This window comes from Undibacterium sp. Ji83W, from assembly GCF_049340385.1.
In the GTDB taxonomy this organism is placed as follows: Bacteria; Pseudomonadota; Gammaproteobacteria; order Burkholderiales; family Burkholderiaceae_D; genus Undibacterium.
Genome location: NZ_JBMPOZ010000010.1, coordinates 166,253 through 183,604, shown reverse-complemented (window position 1 = coordinate 183,604; position 17,352 = coordinate 166,253). Strand labels below are relative to the sequence as shown.

At 49.7% G+C, this 17,352-nt stretch carries 13 protein-coding genes; 4 read left to right on the top strand and 9 right to left on the bottom strand.

Annotated features, from left to right (window positions below; genetic code table 11):
• The first annotated feature begins 31 nt into the window (after window positions 1-31).
• The gene (locus ACO0LD_RS17720) at window positions 32-1,243 is read left to right on the top strand and encodes a hypothetical protein (RefSeq protein ID WP_423009141.1); all 1,212 of its coding nucleotides are present in this window, start codon (window positions 32-34) and stop codon (window positions 1,241-1,243) included.
• On the opposite strand, the gene ACO0LD_RS17715 is transcribed toward ACO0LD_RS17720, so the two are convergent.
• Both ACO0LD_RS17715 and ACO0LD_RS17710 read right to left on the bottom strand, forming a co-directional pair.
• Window positions 1,240-1,935 carry a flavin reductase family protein gene (locus ACO0LD_RS17715; RefSeq protein ID WP_423009139.1) on the bottom strand — a complete coding sequence of 232 codons (696 nt, stop codon included), beginning with the start codon at window positions 1,933-1,935 and terminating at the stop codon, window positions 1,240-1,242. The two genes, ACO0LD_RS17720 and ACO0LD_RS17715, sit on opposite strands and share 4 nt — an antisense overlap.
• Window positions 1,936-2,524: 589 nt before the next feature.
• Window positions 2,525-2,974 (bottom strand): Lrp/AsnC family transcriptional regulator, encoded by a 450-nt coding sequence (locus ACO0LD_RS17710; protein WP_423009137.1) that lies wholly within the window; start codon window positions 2,972-2,974, stop codon window positions 2,525-2,527.
• Window positions 2,975-3,106: 132 nt separating this feature from the next.
• Between ACO0LD_RS17710 and ACO0LD_RS17705 the strand changes: the two genes are divergently transcribed.
• Window positions 3,107-3,730 carry a LysE family translocator gene (locus ACO0LD_RS17705; protein WP_423009135.1) on the top strand — a complete coding sequence of 208 codons (624 nt, stop codon included), beginning with the start codon at window positions 3,107-3,109 and terminating at the stop codon, window positions 3,728-3,730.
• A 101-nt stretch (window positions 3,731-3,831) separates the two neighbouring features.
• Here ACO0LD_RS17705 and ACO0LD_RS17700 read toward each other — a convergent pair whose 3' ends face one another.
• Together ACO0LD_RS17700 and ACO0LD_RS17695 are read right to left on the bottom strand one after the other, a co-directional pair.
• Entirely contained in the window at window positions 3,832-5,322 is a 1,491-nt protein-coding gene (locus ACO0LD_RS17700; protein WP_423009133.1) for a hypothetical protein, read from the bottom strand.
• Window positions 5,323-5,382: 60 nt separating this feature from the next.
• Window positions 5,383-6,963, bottom strand: coding sequence for a DUF4139 domain-containing protein (locus ACO0LD_RS17695; protein WP_423009131.1), 1,581 nt, complete (start codon window positions 6,961-6,963; stop codon window positions 5,383-5,385).
• Window positions 6,964-7,124: 161 nt separating this feature from the next.
• Between ACO0LD_RS17695 and ACO0LD_RS17690 the strand changes: the two genes are divergently transcribed.
• The gene (locus tag ACO0LD_RS17690) at window positions 7,125-7,715 is read left to right on the top strand and encodes a DUF938 domain-containing protein (RefSeq protein ID WP_423009129.1); all 591 of its coding nucleotides are present in this window, start codon (window positions 7,125-7,127) and stop codon (window positions 7,713-7,715) included.
• A 120-nt stretch (window positions 7,716-7,835) separates the two neighbouring features.
• Here ACO0LD_RS17690 and ACO0LD_RS17685 read toward each other — a convergent pair whose 3' ends face one another.
• From ACO0LD_RS17685 to ACO0LD_RS17665, 5 genes are all read right to left on the bottom strand, one after another.
• Window positions 7,836-8,144, bottom strand: a complete 309-nt coding sequence (locus ACO0LD_RS17685; RefSeq protein WP_422949661.1) for a single-stranded DNA-binding protein — start codon at window positions 8,142-8,144, stop codon at window positions 7,836-7,838.
• 138 nt (window positions 8,145-8,282) lie between these two features.
• The gene (locus ACO0LD_RS17680) at window positions 8,283-9,572 is read right to left on the bottom strand and encodes a hypothetical protein (RefSeq protein ID WP_423009127.1); all 1,290 of its coding nucleotides are present in this window, start codon (window positions 9,570-9,572) and stop codon (window positions 8,283-8,285) included.
• Window positions 9,573-9,706: 134 nt separating this feature from the next.
• Complete coding sequence (locus tag ACO0LD_RS17675) at window positions 9,707-13,531, bottom strand: SbcC/MukB-like Walker B domain-containing protein (protein WP_423009125.1); 3,825 nt, start codon at window positions 13,529-13,531, stop codon at window positions 9,707-9,709.
• Window positions 13,528-14,775, bottom strand: a complete 1,248-nt coding sequence (locus ACO0LD_RS17670) for an exonuclease SbcCD subunit D C-terminal domain-containing protein (RefSeq protein WP_423009123.1) — start codon at window positions 14,773-14,775, stop codon at window positions 13,528-13,530. The genes ACO0LD_RS17675 and ACO0LD_RS17670 overlap by 4 nt, the downstream gene beginning before the upstream one ends.
• 111 nt (window positions 14,776-14,886) lie before the next feature.
• Window positions 14,887-16,017, bottom strand: coding sequence for a GNAT family N-acetyltransferase (locus tag ACO0LD_RS17665; protein ID WP_423009121.1), 1,131 nt, complete (start codon window positions 16,015-16,017; stop codon window positions 14,887-14,889).
• 279 nt (window positions 16,018-16,296) lie between these two features.
• Between ACO0LD_RS17665 and ACO0LD_RS17660 the strand changes: the two genes are divergently transcribed.
• Window positions 16,297-17,322 (top strand): M20/M25/M40 family metallo-hydrolase, encoded by a 1,026-nt coding sequence (locus tag ACO0LD_RS17660; RefSeq protein ID WP_423009119.1) that lies wholly within the window; start codon window positions 16,297-16,299, stop codon window positions 17,320-17,322.
• Window positions 17,323-17,352 lie beyond the last annotated feature (30 nt).

The following is a 17,352-nucleotide window of genomic DNA, read 5'->3' as shown; positions in this document are numbered from 1 at the left end:
GTTTGTAATAAATACATGCGGAGAACATTTCATGGAACTCAATCAGGTGGCAGAAGCCTATGTCAAACTCGTCCTGGCAGTTGGTCAGCATGATCCCGGCTATGTCGATGCCTATTACGGCCCGGCAGAATGGCAGGCAGCATCGCAAAAACTGCCCCTGGCAGACTTGCTGCAGCAGGCAGATGAACTGACAGCACAGGCACAAGCCTTGCCACCTGCAGAGGCAGGGCAAGAGCTGCGTCAGGATTTTTTGCGCCTGCATGTCGCCGCAGTGCGCACTTACATTGCCCATTTGGCAGGCAATAAACTGTCTTTCGATGATGAGTCAGTGGCATTGTACGATGCCCGCTCACCCGATTTAAGTCCGGCAGACTTTGACCCCATCCTGGCAGAACTGAGCGAGCTCCTGCCCGGCGCAGGTGATTTGAATACGCGCCTCTCTGCGTACGCCAAGCAATTTGAAATCCCGCAAGACAAGCTTGATGTAGTGTTCAAGGCCGCCATCAATGAATCCCGCGCTCGTACCCGGAAATACATCAGCCTGCCGGAAGAAGAAAATTTTGAGATTGAATATGTCAAAGACCAGGTCTGGAGTGCCTACAACTGGTACAAGGGCAATAGCTATAGCCTGATACAGGTGAATACCGACTTCCCCATGTTCATCAGCCGCGCCATCGACCTGGCCAGCCATGAGGGTTACCCCGGCCACCACGTCTTCAACCTGCTCATAGAAAAACACCTGGTCAATGAAAATGCCTGGGTAGAATACAGCGTCTATCCCCTGTATTCACCGATGTCCTTCCTGGCCGAGGGTAGTGCCAACTACGGCATAGAAGTCGCCTTCCCTCATGCAGAGCGCCTGGCCTTTGAAAAAGAAATCCTGTTCCCGCTGGCAGGCATAGACCCGGCCAAAGTTGAACATTACTATCAAGTACAGGCTGTCCTGCAAAAGCTGACTTACGCTGGCAACATGGTCGCCAAGCTGTATCTTGATGGCGATATAGACACTGAAGCCGCCGTCGCCATGCTGATGAAATACGCCTTGTCTGACGAAGCCAGATCACGGCAACGCCTGCGCTTCATGGAAAAGCACAGGTCTTACGTCATCAACTACAACCTTGGTCAGGATATGACCAAGGCTTATGTAGAAAAACTTGCCAGGCCGGGCGATGAACAAAGCCGCTGGCAAGTGTTTGCCGAGTTGTTGTCCAGGCCCCGCACAGCGTCGATGATGAAGGTTTAAGTCTCTGACAGCGTAGTTATCTTGCTTATCTGACGGGCCTTATCGACATCCGGACTGCGATAAGCTTTTTCCGGTATCGTGGCCAGGGTCGATGCATGCACCTGCTGATTGTCGAGACCATAGAATTTCTGGAAGCTCATGATCAGCGGCTGCCATTTGTCCGGGTCTATGCGGTCAGGATTGCCATCTTGCAGCAAGGATGCATCCACATGCAGGCGCTGCACTCTCAGTTCGAATGTCAGTATGCCGCCTTTCAGCATGGCTTCATCTTCCGCAATGCCATGCATGGCGGCGACTGTGCATTCCTGCTGCACCAGGCATTCCTGTACCCGCGCCGCTTTCACGGTTTCTGATGTTTGCGGCGTCAGGCCCGCCAGTTCAAATTTATTTCTCTCCAGCCGGTAACCACGCGCTGCCTTCCACGGCGACATCGCATCCGAGCCTGTCGTCAGCGCCAGTTTGTTGACTGCGGCCACTTCATTGACAGATGCGAGGTTGAGTACGCACTGGCCGTTTCTTTTCAGGTTGCGGGCAGTTTGTGAGCTTGAGCCCACGCCGATGACGGCACGCCAGCCCAGCCAGAAAATGGATGAGATAGGAGCCAGATTAAAACTGCCATCTTCATTGACTGTGCTGACCAGGATGACAGGGGTGCCGAAATAGAGTATGGCGGATTCGCTGCTGATGTGCATGGTGTCCTCGCATGTTGATTTTTTGATGGAGGAAGTATGCGGGGTGTTTTTCGTTTGGGCTGGCTGGAAACGGACGGGGGATTTTGGTAGGCGTGATTTAAAGGTTTGCAGATTTGAAGACATTAACCAAGCTGACTATTCTTCAATAAACTGCAATACCAAAGACGTCATTCCAGCATGGGGTTAGCTGGAATCCAGCGGCGTTCGTAGCATGTCGTGAAGTGCATTAGCATCTGAATCATGGTGCTTTGAATGTCTTCATTTTCAAATACCTTCGCACGTAATTTAAGATTGCCGGCCGGTGGTAGACCGGCAGCTACCCACCTTTTTGTCTCGCCAAAAAAGGTGGGCCAAAAAGGCGACCCAGGCATAGCCGCCCCTACGGGGTTCCCGTTTGTGCAGTACAAAAAATGGGAAGATCCGAAACTCGCTACGCTCAGACAGCGGCTCTTCTTGATCCATTTTCTGTACAGCACAAAAGGCGGCTACACATGGGAACTTCGAACGTCAAAAAAACGGCAACCCCGGAGTCAAACCCAACAGCAACGTCAACACGACCAGTAACGGTCTTGCTATCAGTTCACATCATTCACTTACCATCCACCGGCATCAAAGCCCGCAAAGGTATAGGCACCGACATGATGATGGACGTGCGCGTCTCACCATAATGATTGATATTCCCGACAAAGCTTTCCAGATGCCGCAAGTCCCTGGTGGCAACGCGCAACAAAAAAGAATCCTGCCCTGTCACATGCAGGCATTCCAGCACTTCTGGTAAAGATTTAAGATGAGCGATGAGGCTGGCTTTTTGTGGTTGGGGGACGGTGATGCCAATAACGGCCTGCACTTGCAGGCCAATGGCTTCGGCATTTACTTCCGCACGGTATCCCTTGATGACGCCAGCTTCTTCCAGGCGTTTGACCCTCTCTGACGTGGCGGGCAGGGACAAACCGGTTTCGTCGGCGAGTGCCTTCAAGGAGATGCGGGCGTCGCGTTGCAGGGCTGCCAGGATTTTCCAGGCTTTGGTGTCGATATCCATGATATTTAAGTCCAGATGCAAATACACGAGAATAGTGAAGGCAATGTAGCAGTTTTACCTGAATTTTTCCATGTTAATCCCGGTCTTAAATCTTCATACTGGAGTTATCTTCTTTTTGATTTGGGTGTAAGCATGGAATGGGACTTATTTTTCAAAGCCATGTTAATTGGTTTGTCGATTGCCGCACCAGTCGGCCCTATAGGTCTGCTATGCATACAACGTACTCTTGCCCACGGCATGCGTACTGGCTTTGTCAGTGGCATGGGGGCAGCCTGTGCTGATGCGGTGTATGGTGCAATAGGGGCATTCGGTATGGTGGCCATTACTGATTATTTTGTATCGCTGAGTACACCGCTGGCGATAGCGGGTGCCGTGTTCCTGGCATGGATGGGTGGCAAGCTGCTGTTGAGCAAAGCGCAAGTTGTGGATCAGCATGTGGCAAACAAGCAGCCAGTGATCAAAACATTTTTATCCATATTCATGCTGACCATCACCAACCCCATGACCATAGTCTCTTTCATTGCGGTGTTCGCCAGCATCGCTGGCCCGGTTGCGGTGCACCCATCTGCCGCTGCTTTCATGGTCACAGGCGTGTTTTTAGGATCGGCCTTGTGGTGGCTGATCTTGAGTGGTGGAGTGGCATTGATACGCAAGAAAATCAGCGTCTCTGTAATGACACTGATTAATCGTGCAGGAGCTTGTTTGTTGCTGGGTTTTGCGAGCTGGCAAATTTGGGGTTTGCGTGCCGGAGTATGACATGTTTTTGGCGGCCAAGTTTCAGTTCAAACTGGTGTCTGCCTAAATGAAAATGGCTGCTCAAACTCTTGCACGGGAATTTTTTCTACAGATACTATGTTTCAAATGTCCTTGGCGAGTTTTGCCTGTTTACTTGCTTCGACATCAAAAATGAAGCGTAATTCTTTGCCTGAATGACCCATGGCATCAAGTTTTTCTTTGCTGAGCCAGGACGAAATTGCGTCAAATTGCAAGGACGTAGGATTTCCATAGATAACACGTCTGGACCAATGTGCCAAGAATGAACGCAGGCTTTGCTGAATAGCTGACCGCACCTCTTGGTCTGCCAGTTCGCTCAATGAAACAATATGTAAACCATGCCACGGTGTGGTGTGCGTGGCATATTCAATTATCTGCCTAAAAAAATCCAGTTCAGTTTTCCTGTTTTTTGCAACTTGTTCCAAGGCAGAAAACTGAAGCAAGTCTCCCGTAGTTATGCATATTTTCATGCATTGCTTGACCACGATTATTGATGGATCATAAATACAATCGTGTACATACTCAGGCAGTTTTTCTGGATCTATTTTACAAAGTGTGAGCAAGGCAGATTTGCGTATCCCCGCATGTTCATCACGTAAAAGACCCAGACAAACATCCAGCATTTCACTAGATTTTTGCAGGCGTATACCTTCTATAGCGAACAATTTCTTGCGTATGGACCTTGTATTGGCCAGCATGTGCTGATATTCAGCAGTCAGTTTTTTTGTTTGTGCACCAGCCCACTCGCGTGCCAGATTACGTATGGTATAGCTATTATCCCATAGCGCCAGAAAAAACAATTCATCTGCGGGGCGTAGTTGACGCTGTTTAAGTGCTAGCAAGATTGCACGCCGTAATTGCATGACCTTAATCTTTGGCCAGCGCGCATACAACTCTAAAACTTCGGAATCCGTCAGATTTATTACATCGGCACTTACAAATTGTCCCAGCAAGGTATCCATGCTGTCGATTGCCCGTATGATTTTTTCCATCGGGTTCCATTGAAATACATTCAGTGCCAATTGCCAGCACAGAGCGCGAATTTTGTGATCCCGTGAACTGATTCCCTCCAGAATGACTGCATGACATTGTGGTGCCGCCAATCGTACCAATACCTGCCCCATCACTTGCTGAGCATTGCTTCTGCTTTGCTTTTGTAGTGCATAGATATCCGGCAAGGCTGCAATAATGTCTTCTGCAGGCAAAATGTGTATCCAGTCGCGTACGGTGCTTTCTGCAAGTTCGCGTACCGCCGTAGCATAGTCATTTAGCCTGGCAATAATGATCCTGAAGGCAGAAAGTCGTTCATGCACGATCAGTACACGCAAGCAGAATTCACGCACAAAACCATTTCTGTGACGCAGATGATGCTCGGCAGTCAGAACAGAAAGGCTTGATATTTTTTCGTCGTTAACAGATACACCAGTGCGCCAGTCGAGAAAAATTTCATAAAATTCCGGGTCTTCCAGAGAGTAATAATCTGTGCCTGCGGCGATGCTTGATCGAAGCGTGGGCGTCAATACTAAAGGACTCTTCGATGTGAAGAGCTGGCTGATACGATTTAATATAGTCATGCGAATATACAAATTACTTGAAAGATAGCTGGATTAATTCAGTGTCGATTTCATGAGACATCAACGCAAGCCATTCACCATCGCATCCTTGGGATAACTGATCGTATAGTCGGCCTGGAGTTTTAATTTTTTTCCAGCTTCGAGCGGCAATTGCCAGGCGATGATGCCGGGTTGTTTGTTCCAACTGCTTTGTGTTGCCTCAGGCGTAAACTTCGTCTCGACCTTGATGTCTTCATGGCGTGCCACTGGTGAGGCTTCCAGCACTTGCAGTGTGACCGTGGTTTTGTGATTGTTTTCTATGACATAGGAATTGGTGAATTTTTTCACTATGCGGCTGTTGATGAAACCCTTGCTGGCATCATCGCGCTGTTCTGGTTCGACTTCTACCCTGACCATATTGTCGCGGCCAAAGAAGAGTTCCAGTTTTTCCTGGCTAGCAAAAGCCAGCTGGCTCTGGCCGATAAAATCATTGTCACGGTATAACTGCAGGTTGCCGCTCGGCCATGAACCGGCAGGGCGGGCGGCATTGGCCAGCAGGTAAGCCTGGGCTTCCTGCTTAGGTTGCACGCGCACCAATACCTGTGCATCAATGATCTGGCTGCCCAACACAAAACCGGTTTTCTGGCCATCACTATTCAGGCTGATTTTGCCCGGCACTTGGAATTCTGCCGCATATTCGCTTTGGAATACGCTGACATCAAAATTGGGCATCTCTGCGACATTGTTGTAACCAGGGGCGGCGGCCATCCTGGCTGAAATTGGAGGCGCTGGTTGTACCATCATCGCGGGGTATACCTGTTGCGTCTCTTTCGGCAAAGGTGGGATGATGGTCAATGTCCACGGTGATGGTTGATATAACTGGCTGGATTGGTTAGGCTGTGAGGTCGATAGCTTCAGGCTGATACCATTCCAGTCTTCACCACTATTCTGGGCAACCTGGGCATGACGCTCCAGCCTGACCTGTGATTTGGCTGTGTCCAGATAGGCGCGATAAACCGGCGTCCAGCCAGCCTGGCTCAAACGATAAGACAATTTCACCTCACCCTCACTTTGTGCTGCCAGACGGATTTGCACACTGCGTACTTGCGGGTTAGCCTGGAATTGGCGGCTTTGTTCCGCCAGCAGGGGCGTCAGTTGCTGGTCCAGTTCATTCAGGCGCTTTTGTGCAGTCAGGCGACGTTGCAAGGCATCCTGCCCGGTGCGGCGCAATTGTTCCGCGGTAGTGACAAGCGTTGCATTGTTGTTCTGCCTTTCATTGGCAAAGCCCTTCAAATAGCCAATGACCAGGTCTTGCGCATCACTATCTGCGCTGACGCTGGCTTTTTGTTCCTGCAGTTCGCGTATGCGCAAATCCAGGCTGGTGTTGGCACATTCTGGCGCGCGTGCCCTGTCCAGGGTTTGCACGCTTACGTCACCGACCTGTATGCCTGCGTCCGCCTGTACTTTCAAGGAATCCACATCAAAACGTGCAGACAGGCAATTGATCTTTAACTCCCTGGCACCAGCGGCAACCCTGGCCAACCTTTCAACGCTGGCACCACCGGGATAGACCAGGACATTGCTGATCTTTGAATTCGCGGAGGGTTGTGCCAGTGCAAGTTGGGGTAACAAGACGGCAAGGATGATCATTTTCTTTTGCATGGATATTCCAGATGAGATGATTTGCGCTGCTTGATGGTCTTGCAAGTATCGCATTAATTATGCGATTGGCAAAATTAGCTGATTGTGGCTTAGCCCGTTACAACGTAGAGTAGCGCCACGATCAAGGCAATCGAATAAAGTAAAACAAGGAAAGTATCGACATGAATAAACCGTATTCCCTCGCCTGCGAAAGAAACAGCGCGCCCATCCTGCAAGTCATCACACCCGCATTGGCTGACTGTAAAAGCCTGCTGGAAATTGGTAGCGGCACAGGCCAGCATGCCGTGACGTTTGCACGGCAGCTACCGCATCTGCAATGGCAAACCAGTGACAGGCCAGAATATCACCCCGGCATACTGGCCTGGTTGGAGGAGGCAGCATTGCCAAATGTGCTGCCACCGCTGGAATTGAATATAGGAAAAAGCTCCTGGCCAGAAAGGCAGTTTGATGCCGTCTTCACGGCCAACACCTGCCACATCATGGCCTGGGAAGAAGTGGAATTGATGTTTGCCGGTGTGGCGTCCTTGCTTGCGAACGACGGGCGTTTTTGCATCTATGGCCCCTTCAATTACGCAGGTCAGTTCACCAGCGCCAGCAACCAGCAGTTTGATGCCTCACTCAAGCATCAAGCTGCGCACATGGGGATACGCGACATAGAAAAGGTCGTTGAACTGGCAGCGCAACACGGGATGCGACTGTCGGATGATGTTGCGATGCCAGCCAATAATCGTTTACTGGTGTTGGTCAAATAAGCGAAGATTTTCATAAATATCGCGTGCTGAAATTACAGTAGGGTGCGCCGTGCGCACCATCTTCGCGAATCAAACTCTGCTGAATTGGTGCGCACGGCGCACCCTACTACGTGGTAACGATTATTCGGATGTATTCAAATGCGCCGTGATCACGGTATGGGCAATCAAATCCAGTGCCGGTCTGGCCTTGCCTTGTTTGTCCGTCCAGACCTTAGGTGTCAGCGCCCCCGACAGTGACAGGCTGTCACCGTCACCCAAACCCAGCAAGGTATTGCGTGTCGCATCATTAAAGGCAATCACATTGCAGATGATGAATTCACCGTCATCCGTTGCGGCGCGCACCTTGCAGGTGACATAGACAGAACCGTTTTGTCCTGAGCGTTCTTCAACCTGGCCGTAAATGCGTCCGGCGATGAGTGCGTCTATCATAATTTTCTTAAAATTAAATGTTGGGTAATTACTTGACTTGTAGTTTTGAATAATCGCTATTCGAAATCTATTTGTCGCTTAAATGCCCAAATATCTACTGTAGAGTTTAAAAGGTGGTTGCTAAAAAGATGATGGTGACTAGAAAAGAGACTGCTGAATACTATTAGTTTCTTTTTCTGCCTCTGCAATTAATTCATCCCAAGGCCAATTTACGGTCACATATTTTCTGTAAAAAAGAAGTTGCCGATCAACGTTTAATACTTTTTCATCATCACTAACATAGGTCACCACTAAACCTCTACCATCTTTATCAACTTGTAGGCCATCGATTTTTCCCAAAATTGTTTTTAGGTTTTGTTTTTGTATTCTTGGTTGGCGCTTATGAGTGATTTCAAATATTTCGTCAACTTTGATACCCTTTAAATGTTTTGTGTCGTCTGCATTAATAATTGCAGCCATGGCGTGCGCGTAAATTCCAGTGGAGTCATTTCGCGTCCGTATCCCTGATGCAACTCGTTCTGCAAATTTCTGATATACGCCATTTAACTGATCTGCAACAGCCATAGCTGCTGTTTCATAGAACGATTCATTACTAATTTCTAATTCTTGTTCTTGTTTAACTTCTATTTTCGCTTCATCAATAGTTTTTAGTATGAGTCTTTGTAGTAATCCAGCATTTCCAAAGCAGTCAATTATTACTTTATTTTGAATATCTCGTGCAATTTTAAGATTCAGTGCTTTTGACCCATTTTCAATGATCTTACGTAAATCATCTGGCATCCATTCGATGGTTACTTCTTCAATTCGACCGCTCAAGTCGGAATTAAGATGAACCAGCATATTCGCCTCTCCCCATACGCCGACGACGACAACAAAGCAGCCATAGTCCCATAAGGTCTTTAACTCAAAAGACAAAAACTCCCGTTGTTCAGCTGAAAGATAGTGAATATCTTCAATGACAAGCCGTCTTCCAGATTCGGAAATTAAACCAGCGATAAATTTCAGATCAGTAATGTTTCTTCCGAATTGTGCCGTTTTTGTCGTTGTTTCAGTGCCGCTATCAAGTCCTAGTTTTGCAGATACTTTGCCAATTAGGTCACTCCCGATCGCAACTTGACTTTCGATACGTCCCTTAAAACTATGTTTGTTTGACTCTTCAACAGTTAATTTAATGCCTAAATCAGAGAGGGCGTTCGTATAAATATCAATGTTAGTAAAACCAAGTCGGCATTGAACTGTTAGGGAGTTCTTTACCGCTCTTTGTCTGAGCCACGATTTCCCGCATTTTGAAGGGCCTCTAATAGCAATATGATTTCTTCTTCCAAGTAATTTAGCTAGTTCACTGTCTAAAGCTCCTCTATCTACATATGAATCGAGAAGAACATCAGGTGACATGCCGAAAACTTCATCAACTCTTTTAAGTGACATATACGATCCCTCTTTATCAGAAGCTTTAAATTTGTCAGTAATGTTATATTATAAAATTTACAATCCATCAACAATAATTGAAGTTTTGAAAGGAGAGTGTGTGTTTTTGAAAAGTTTTAAAATAGAAACCTTATTCACGTAATACCCACCAAACTACTCCCCCCAGACACTCGCTGCACGACCACCCTGGTCGCAATTCTCTCCGTCATTTCCTGCACATGCGAAATCACACCCACTTTGCGGCCTTGTGCTTGCAGGCTGTCGAGGGCATCCATGGCGATGCGCAGGGTGTCTGCATCGAGGCTGCCGAAGCCTTCGTCGATGAACAGGGATTCAACCTTGATGCGGTTGCTCGACAGCGATGCCAGGCCCAGCGCCAGGGCCAGCGATACCAGGAAGGATTCACCACCAGACAGTGAATGCACAGAGCGTTGCTCATCGCCCATGTCCTGGTCTATGACCATCAGTGCCAACGTGTCTGTCACACGTTGCAGGCGGTAGCGGCGTGAGAGCTGGTACAGGTGCTGGTTGGCATAGGCGAGCAAGACGTCCAGCGTGATTTGCTGGGCATAGTTACGGAATTTCTTGCCGTCTGCTGCGCCTATCAATTCATTCATCTGTGCCCATAGGCGGGTCTGGCTTTCTTGTTCCTGCATCGTGGCAATCAGGCTCTTGGCTTGCTGGTGGCGTGCTTCGTCCTGCGCCATCGTGAGTTGATGGCGGCTGTATTCTTGCTGTGCGTGTTGGCGTTTCTCACTGACATTGTTGAGCAGGGATTGTAGATGCTCGCTCTCGTTTATTTCAGTTGCTGCAGTCTCTCGCTCTTGTTCATCTTGCTCTTGTTCAGTCTCATTCTGCATGGGTTCTGCTTCAGCAAAACTAAGTGGAGCGGGACGTTGTAGCAAATGCTGCTGCCTTTGCTCGCTGCGTTCACGCAATATGGTTGTCGCTTGCTGGACTGCATTATTGATGGCTTGCACGGCCTGGCGTTCTGCATTGATCCACGTATGTGGATGTGTCAGCAATTCACGCAAGTGTGTTTCGTCCAGGTTTTCCATAATGGCTTGCTGCTGAGTTATCCACTCCTGCAATTTTTCAGTTGCGACGTGCAGTTCATGGCTTTGCTGGGCGATGCGCTTATTGATTTGTTCTTGTGCTTCATGCAGGCGTGCCAGTTGCTGGCGTATCTCATCATGCGCTTGCAGTTGGGTTTGCAGTGCAGTTTTTGCCTGATTGATGGTCAGTGTGAATTGCGCTTCTACCTCACTGACAGCGCGCCCCTGGAATAATTCCTGTCGTTTGGCTTGTTGTTGTTTTAATGCAGTATCTGCATTCAGATAACGTTTGTTGTCGCCGGAAAATTGCTCTTCCAATTGTTGGGACTGTGTTTGCAGTTTGTCGATTTCCAGCTGTAGCTTTGCCAGTTGTTCAGTACTCTGGCTGGAGGCGATTTGCTGGCTCTGCCATTGCTGTACGTGGATTGCGCACTGGTTCTGGAACTCCACAGGCGATGCATGCCAGTTGTCTTGCCAATTGTTGCCATCATCTGATTGCGCGGTAAATGCGGGCGCTAACTGGGCCAGGGCGTCATCCAGTTTTTGACTGGCATCCTGCTCTTTTTCTGTTGCCTGTGTCAGGGCCGTAGTGAATTTTTCAAGGGCATGGACAAGCGCAGTATGGCTGTCTTTATGTTCTTGCAGTGTACGGCGTACTTTTTCTGCATTGGAAAATGCCTCGTCCCTGGCCTTTGTTGCCTGCTGATAGGCTTGCTCGGTCTTGTGCAATTTTTGCAGTTGTTCTTGCAAGCCAGTTTGTTGCTGGCTTAACCAGGTGCTGGTTTGTTCATTATCAATTTTCGCTGTCCGCAATTCAGTGGCGATGCTGTGCGCTTGCCATGTACTTGCCAAGACTTGTTCCTGTTGCTGCAATACCGTCAGTTCTTGCTGTAATTGTTTTTGCTGCTGTTGATATTGCTTGTGTTCAGCCGTTGCGGTTGCCAGTAACTGGCGCTGGTCTTGCTCGACTTGCTGACATTGTTTGAGTTCATTTTCCAGTTGCACCAGCAAGGCATGCAATTGTGGGTTGCCGGTTTTGTAGGGATGTTCAGTCGCCCCGCAGACCGGGCAGGCTTGCTCATCTTGCAGGGCATCACGCAGGCTTTCTACATTGGCGTTGCAGGCTGCCTGGGTCAATTGCAGGCCTTTATTTGCCTGCTCTTTTGCAGCAATCAGGCTGGGTAATTGAGTATTGACCTGGGCAATGGTTTTATCAGTAGCAAGCATGTTCAAATGACTGGCTTGCTGTTGGGTATCCAAAGCCTGCTTGCGTTGTGCCTGCTCATGCATTTGCTTGTGCAAGTCTGCGGCACTGCTTAATAGTTCACGCCTTTGATCAAGCGCCAGTCTTTGCGTTTGCAAAGCAGGCAAGTCAAACTTTGCCAGCTTGTCTGCTGCTTGTTCGCGTAATTTTTCTGTAACTATCCAGCTTTGTTCGCTTGCCTGGAGTTGCAGTGCACGTTCTGCCAGCAATTGTTCTTGTTTGTTTTTTTGCTTTTGTAGATCCAATATGTTTTGCTGCTGATAGCTGGCATCTTTTTTTGCTGTTGCTGCCTGCTTCAGTAATAATTCCCATGCTGTCCAGTTGTCGGCCAGGCCTTGCAAGCCCGCGTGCCGGGTCAGCCATATTTGCAGGTCTTGCTGTTTCTTGTGCAGTTGTGCCAGGTCAGCCTGTTTGCTCTTAAGTTGTTGCCGCGCAGTTGTCAGCGCCTGTTCTACCTGCACTTGTGTTTGTTGTGCCGCCAGCCAGTTACTGCGCAAGATGTTCAGGCTACTGTCGAGGGCTTTGGCTGCATCCAGCAAAGGCGCTGCCTCTTGCAGCGCATGTTCTGCTTGCTGCAATACTTGCTGTGCTTGTGTCAGGGCCAGATGTTTTTCTTGTGCGCTAAGTGTGCTTGTCTGTATGTTGTTATGCGCTGTAGCGATTTCTGCCTGCCCCAGGTTGATAGCCTGTTGCAGGCGTTCGAGTTCTGTCAGCAATGGGCGGGCAGTTTGTATGCTTTCTACTTGTTGCAGATAAGCGGCTCTTGTTGCTGCGGCTGTCTTTTCCTGTTCATGAATTTGCAATTGCTGCTGTGCTTGCTGTTCGCCCTGTAGCAACTTGCCGTCATCGGCATGCCAGCGCAAATGTGTTTGTAGCTCTGCGAGTTGGGCGTCCAGTTGTTCCAACTGGGTTTTACTGAGGCTCAGGTCTGTATCCAGTTGCGTGCGTTCTTCTGCGCTCAGAGGTTTGTTGTCTGCCAGGCGAACATGAAAGCGTTCCAGTGCTTCACGTTCCAGCTTGGCGCGGGTAAAGGCGCGTTGTGAAATCTGGCCGTAGATATCGCTGCCGGTCAGGGTTTCCAGCAATTCGCCACGGTCATTGTCGTCGGCTTTTAAAAAACTGGAAAACTCGTTTTGTGCCAGCAAAACGGCGCGGGTGAATTGTTCAAATTTAAGGCCAAGGCGTTTGATGATTTCTTCCTTGACCTCGGTTTTCTTGCCGCCTATGGGCTGCAGTTGCGGTAACTGATGCAGCGACATGGTGGTCGGCTGCAAGATGCCAGTGGCTTTATTGCGAGAGCGGCGCACGCTCCAGCGTGAGCGATAAGCATTGCCATCGGTGCCGACGAAATCCACTTCGGCATAGCCTTCTCCAGTACCGCGCCTGAGCAGGTTACCGGTATCCTGCTGGGTCACCGCATCTGCACCATCCGGTAATTTTGTCGTGCCTGCCTTGATCAGTCTTGGCGTGTTTTCATACAAGGCCATGCACAGCGCATCCAGCAAGGTACTTTTGCCAGCACCGGTGGGGCCGCTGATGGCAAACAAGCCAGCAGACTGCAAGGGCTCTTGCGTGAAGTCGACAGCAAACTCACCTGCCAGCGACGCCAGGTTTTTACCGCGTATGGCGAGTATCTTCATTGCACATCCTCGCCGTGCAGGAGTTCGCCAAAAGCCTGCAGCATGTCGCCCGGTGCATCTTGCTGGTATTTGCCTTGATACAGGCGGCGGAAGATATCTTCTGGCTGCAAGCGGTCCAGGGTATCCTGCGTTGCCTGTTCATCGCTATTATCATCCTGTGCCTTGCCTGGGTAATGCGTATCTATCTTCAGCAAGCGCAGGGGCTTGCCTGCGATATAGCTTTCTACGCGCGCACGCAGGCCGGGCTCTGGTACATCCAGCTTGACCCTGACTTCAAGATAGGGATCATAGTGCCTGCCTTTGCTCGCATCATTAATACTGGCCAGATCAAGACCATCGAGCGCATCCAGAACTGTGGGAAGAGCTGCGGCCTGTTTGGGGATGCGCAAGAGTTGAACAGTCCTTGGTACATGCAGTGGTGTTACCTGAGTGAGCTTTTCGCCCTCAATATCCACACACAAGACCTGATGCTGGTAATCGACTTCAGAAAAAGACAGGGGCAGGGGGCTGCCGCAATAGCGCAGGTGTTCTTGTTTGCCAACTCTTTGCGCCAGGTGCAAATGGCCCAGTGCTGCATAAGTAATTTCATTGCCAAACATGCTGGCAGACAAAGCCTCGGTGCCGCCGATAACGATGCGGCGCTCAGAGTCTTCTGATATTTCACCACCTACCATATGGCAATGCCCCATGGCGATTATGGCCTGGCCAGGCTGGCGCAGGCCGAGTGCATGCTCTGCCACATCCCTGTATAGCTGGGCGATGCCTGCCATATAGGGATCACTGGCATTTTCTACTCGTGGCACGTCGCCAGGACGCAGAAAAGGCACCGCCAGGCACCAGGCGACAATTTCATCATTTTGCCGCAAGGGCAAGACCATGGCGGCTACATCTATGCTGCCATCTACCAGACGAGGCACCATGCCTGTGACGCTGATGTCCATGCCATCCAAGAGCGGGCCGGGTGCTTCCAGCCTGCCGGGGGAGTCGTGGTTGCCTGCAATGATGACGATATCCAGTTGGGGTAAACGCGTCTTGGCTTGCCGCAAGAAGCGGTAAAACTGCTTTTGTGAAGTCGCTGAAGGATTGGCATTGTCGAACACATCGCCCGCGATCAATAGAGCATCTGCCTGTTGCTGTTCCAGCGTAGCGATGAGCCAGTCAAGAAAATGCTGATGTTCGAGGCCACGCTCGGCGCTATGCAGGGTTTGGCCAAGGTGCCAGTCGGAAGTGTGGATAAAGCGCAAGAGTTTTCCTTAGCCTATGCAAATACAAGTGTTCAGAGTCTGCTGACACAGGCAAGTGTAACCGTTTTTATATCGCGATGAAACTTCAAGAAGGGCTGAGTTGCTGACAGCCTAATCAGACTTTTGTCCGGACCAGTTCCTGCGTAATTTGCGCATCTTTAAAATACCGCTGCCCAGGTTCCTGCGCCAGGTATTGTTCTTGACGCACTGGTGTTCAACATAGCCTGTGACGGTTGGCCCCCAGCGGGTTTTGGAAACATCTTCGCCTACTGATAAATTGATGCGCTTGAAATTTTGGGTATAAGACCATTGCATGATTTCTGCCAGCAGGGTGGTCATGACGCTGTAACTGGCAAACTTCAAGTCGTAGCCTGAATAGTAGAGATACAGTTCTTCACCCATGGCAAAGCCCAGTCGCATGGCAACGACACGGCCATCCAGCTCCAGACTGAACAGGCGCATGCGTTGACCAAAATCATTCTCCAGCAGTGCTGTCATGAAGGCGCGGTGTTTGGCGTCGGCAAAGTAGTCGGGATGATCTACCGTATTGGTGGCACCGGCGCGGGCAGCGTGCAGGGCATAGAATTCATTGAGCCTTGGCTTGATCTCGGTAGCACCTTGCCAGACCTGCAGGCGCAATTGCAAATTGTCGCGCGCCAGTGAGTTATAGCAGCGACGCAGTGATTCCTTGATATTGCGTTTCAATCCAGATTTAAAACATGACCAGCTTTCACCCAGATGCAGGATGTAATTGGGTATGTCCCTGGTTTCGAGCGAATGAACCGCTGTATTGCAGGCTAAAAAATGTGCCGCGTGTTGTTTGGTATGGATAACCTGGAACTCGGTCAGGCCAAAGGTTTCCTGGCGCGACAGGTCTTCCCATTGCTGTAGTATGGTCTCCGTGTAGTCAGGCAGGGTCAGCGGTATGCGTATCTCGGTCAGATTGGGGTCGGCACCGAAAGGTCGGACATAACGGTATATGAATAGTTTATGCATGCCGACATGGGTATTCGTCAGTGGCATGACCGCAACCAGTTGTCCTTGTTCATGCTGGGTGCAGATGGCCAGTTCGTCTTTGTGGTACCAGGATGAATCCGAAAAAATTTGCCACCAGGCGCGGTTCCAGTCATAAGTCTGGAAAGGCAGGAGTTGCGGCACTTGTGTTTCCAGCAGACGCCACGAAGCCGCCAGGGCTTCAAACTCTGCTTCAGTGGTCACAACAAGTTTTGTTAAATTCGACATCTATGGATAAATCTACTGGTGCACATTCGTAATGTTAAAAATTAAATGATGGACATGCCATGCATGCCGTATCGAATGCTGCGAAAGCCAAGCTGGCTTTTATGCCATGTTAAGGCGGCAATTGCAAGCTTGCATCAACCTATTTACTTGTATTAGAGCATTAATACAGGCAAGTCATGGCATTTTTTGCAAGGAGAACTTATATTGGTATCCGTTTGTCTTAGCTAATATCCAATGTCACTTCAATGTCACTTTTATCTTCAGCCACGGTAATGATCCATGTCAAAACTTAGTAAATCGATTTTCAGCTTATTGCCAGTATTAGCACTTGGCCTCAGTCATTTACCCATGCAGGCAGCTGAATCGGTAGCCGGACCAGCATCTGCACCAGCGCAGGCCATGATAGATGTCAGCAAGCTTGCCAGTGAAGAAATGGCTGGCCGTGCGACTGACAGCAAGGGCAGTGCGCTGGCGCGTGATTACATTATCAGCCGCTTGCAGCAACTGGGTCTGATGCCTTGCAAGGATGATTTTGTGCACGAGTTTGAATTCCAGAGCCGCCAGGGCGCTACGCGCAAAGGTAAAAATATCATCGCCTGTCGCCCTGGCAGCATGAGCGAGCATGCGAGCGCGCCTGTGCTGGCGATCAGCGCGCATTATGATCATCTGGGAGAAAAGGCGGGCAAAATTTACTACGGTGCTGATGACAATGCTTCTGGAGTGGCTGCCGTGCTGGCCATAGCTGCTGCCATGAAAGAGAATCCAACGCAACATGATGTCATGTATATCCTGTTTGATGCAGAAGAAATGGGGCTCAGTGGTTCCCGCGCTTTTGCGGCCAAGCCAGTAATGGATATGGCGCGCATAGGCATGAATATGAATTTCGACATGATCGCCCGGGGCGACAAGGGCGAGCTGTATGCCAGTGGTACCTACCATACACCTGCTCTCAGGGATTTGCTGGCTGGCCTGGATGGTACGCAAGGTGTCAAGCTCAAATTCGGCCATGACAGGCCAGAACAGGGTCAGGATGACTGGACTAAACAGTCAGATCATTTACCTTTCTTTATGGCGGGGGTGCCGCATATCTATTTTGGTGTCGAAGACCATGTCGACTATCACCAGCCTACAGATACGGCAGACAAGATCAACCCTCAGTTTTATCTGGGTGCGGTGGATTTGTTGACCAAGGCCAGTTATATGCTTGATCAGGCAATGCTGACGACTAACTTCAGGAACAAGAGTAAAGACGGGCAGGCAGCTGTATCGACAGAAGGTAGCAAGGGTGGGAAGGGGAGTAAATAAAGGAGCAAAACTTGGGGGTAATTACATTCC

Excerpts from the sequence above, each read along its gene's own strand:
- ACO0LD_RS17710 (WP_423009137.1), bottom strand. The coding sequence starts at position 2,974 with ATGGATATCGACACCAAAGCCTGGAAAATCCTGGCAGCCCTGCAACGC.
- ACO0LD_RS17700 (WP_423009133.1), bottom strand. The coding sequence starts at position 5,322 with ATGACTATATTAAATCGTATCAGCCAGCTCTTCACATCGAAGAGTCCT.
- ACO0LD_RS17695 (WP_423009131.1), bottom strand. The coding sequence starts at position 6,963 with ATGCAAAAGAAAATGATCATCCTTGCCGTCTTGTTACCCCAACTTGCA.
- ACO0LD_RS17705 (WP_423009135.1), top strand. The coding sequence starts at position 3,107 with ATGGAATGGGACTTATTTTTCAAAGCCATGTTAATTGGTTTGTCGATT.
- ACO0LD_RS17680 (WP_423009127.1), bottom strand. The coding sequence starts at position 9,572 with ATGTCACTTAAAAGAGTTGATGAAGTTTTCGGCATGTCACCTGATGTT.
- ACO0LD_RS17715 (WP_423009139.1), bottom strand. The coding sequence starts at position 1,935 with ATGCACATCAGCAGCGAATCCGCCATACTCTATTTCGGCACCCCTGTC.
- ACO0LD_RS17690 (WP_423009129.1), top strand. The coding sequence starts at position 7,125 with ATGAATAAACCGTATTCCCTCGCCTGCGAAAGAAACAGCGCGCCCATC.
- ACO0LD_RS17720 (WP_423009141.1), top strand. The coding sequence starts at position 32 with ATGGAACTCAATCAGGTGGCAGAAGCCTATGTCAAACTCGTCCTGGCA.
- ACO0LD_RS17660 (WP_423009119.1), top strand. The coding sequence starts at position 16,297 with ATGTCAAAACTTAGTAAATCGATTTTCAGCTTATTGCCAGTATTAGCA.
- ACO0LD_RS17685 (WP_422949661.1), bottom strand. The coding sequence starts at position 8,144 with ATGATAGACGCACTCATCGCCGGACGCATTTACGGCCAGGTTGAAGAA.
- ACO0LD_RS17665 (WP_423009121.1), bottom strand. The coding sequence starts at position 16,017 with ATGTCGAATTTAACAAAACTTGTTGTGACCACTGAAGCAGAGTTTGAA.
- ACO0LD_RS17675 (WP_423009125.1), bottom strand. The coding sequence starts at position 13,531 with ATGAAGATACTCGCCATACGCGGTAAAAACCTGGCGTCGCTGGCAGGT.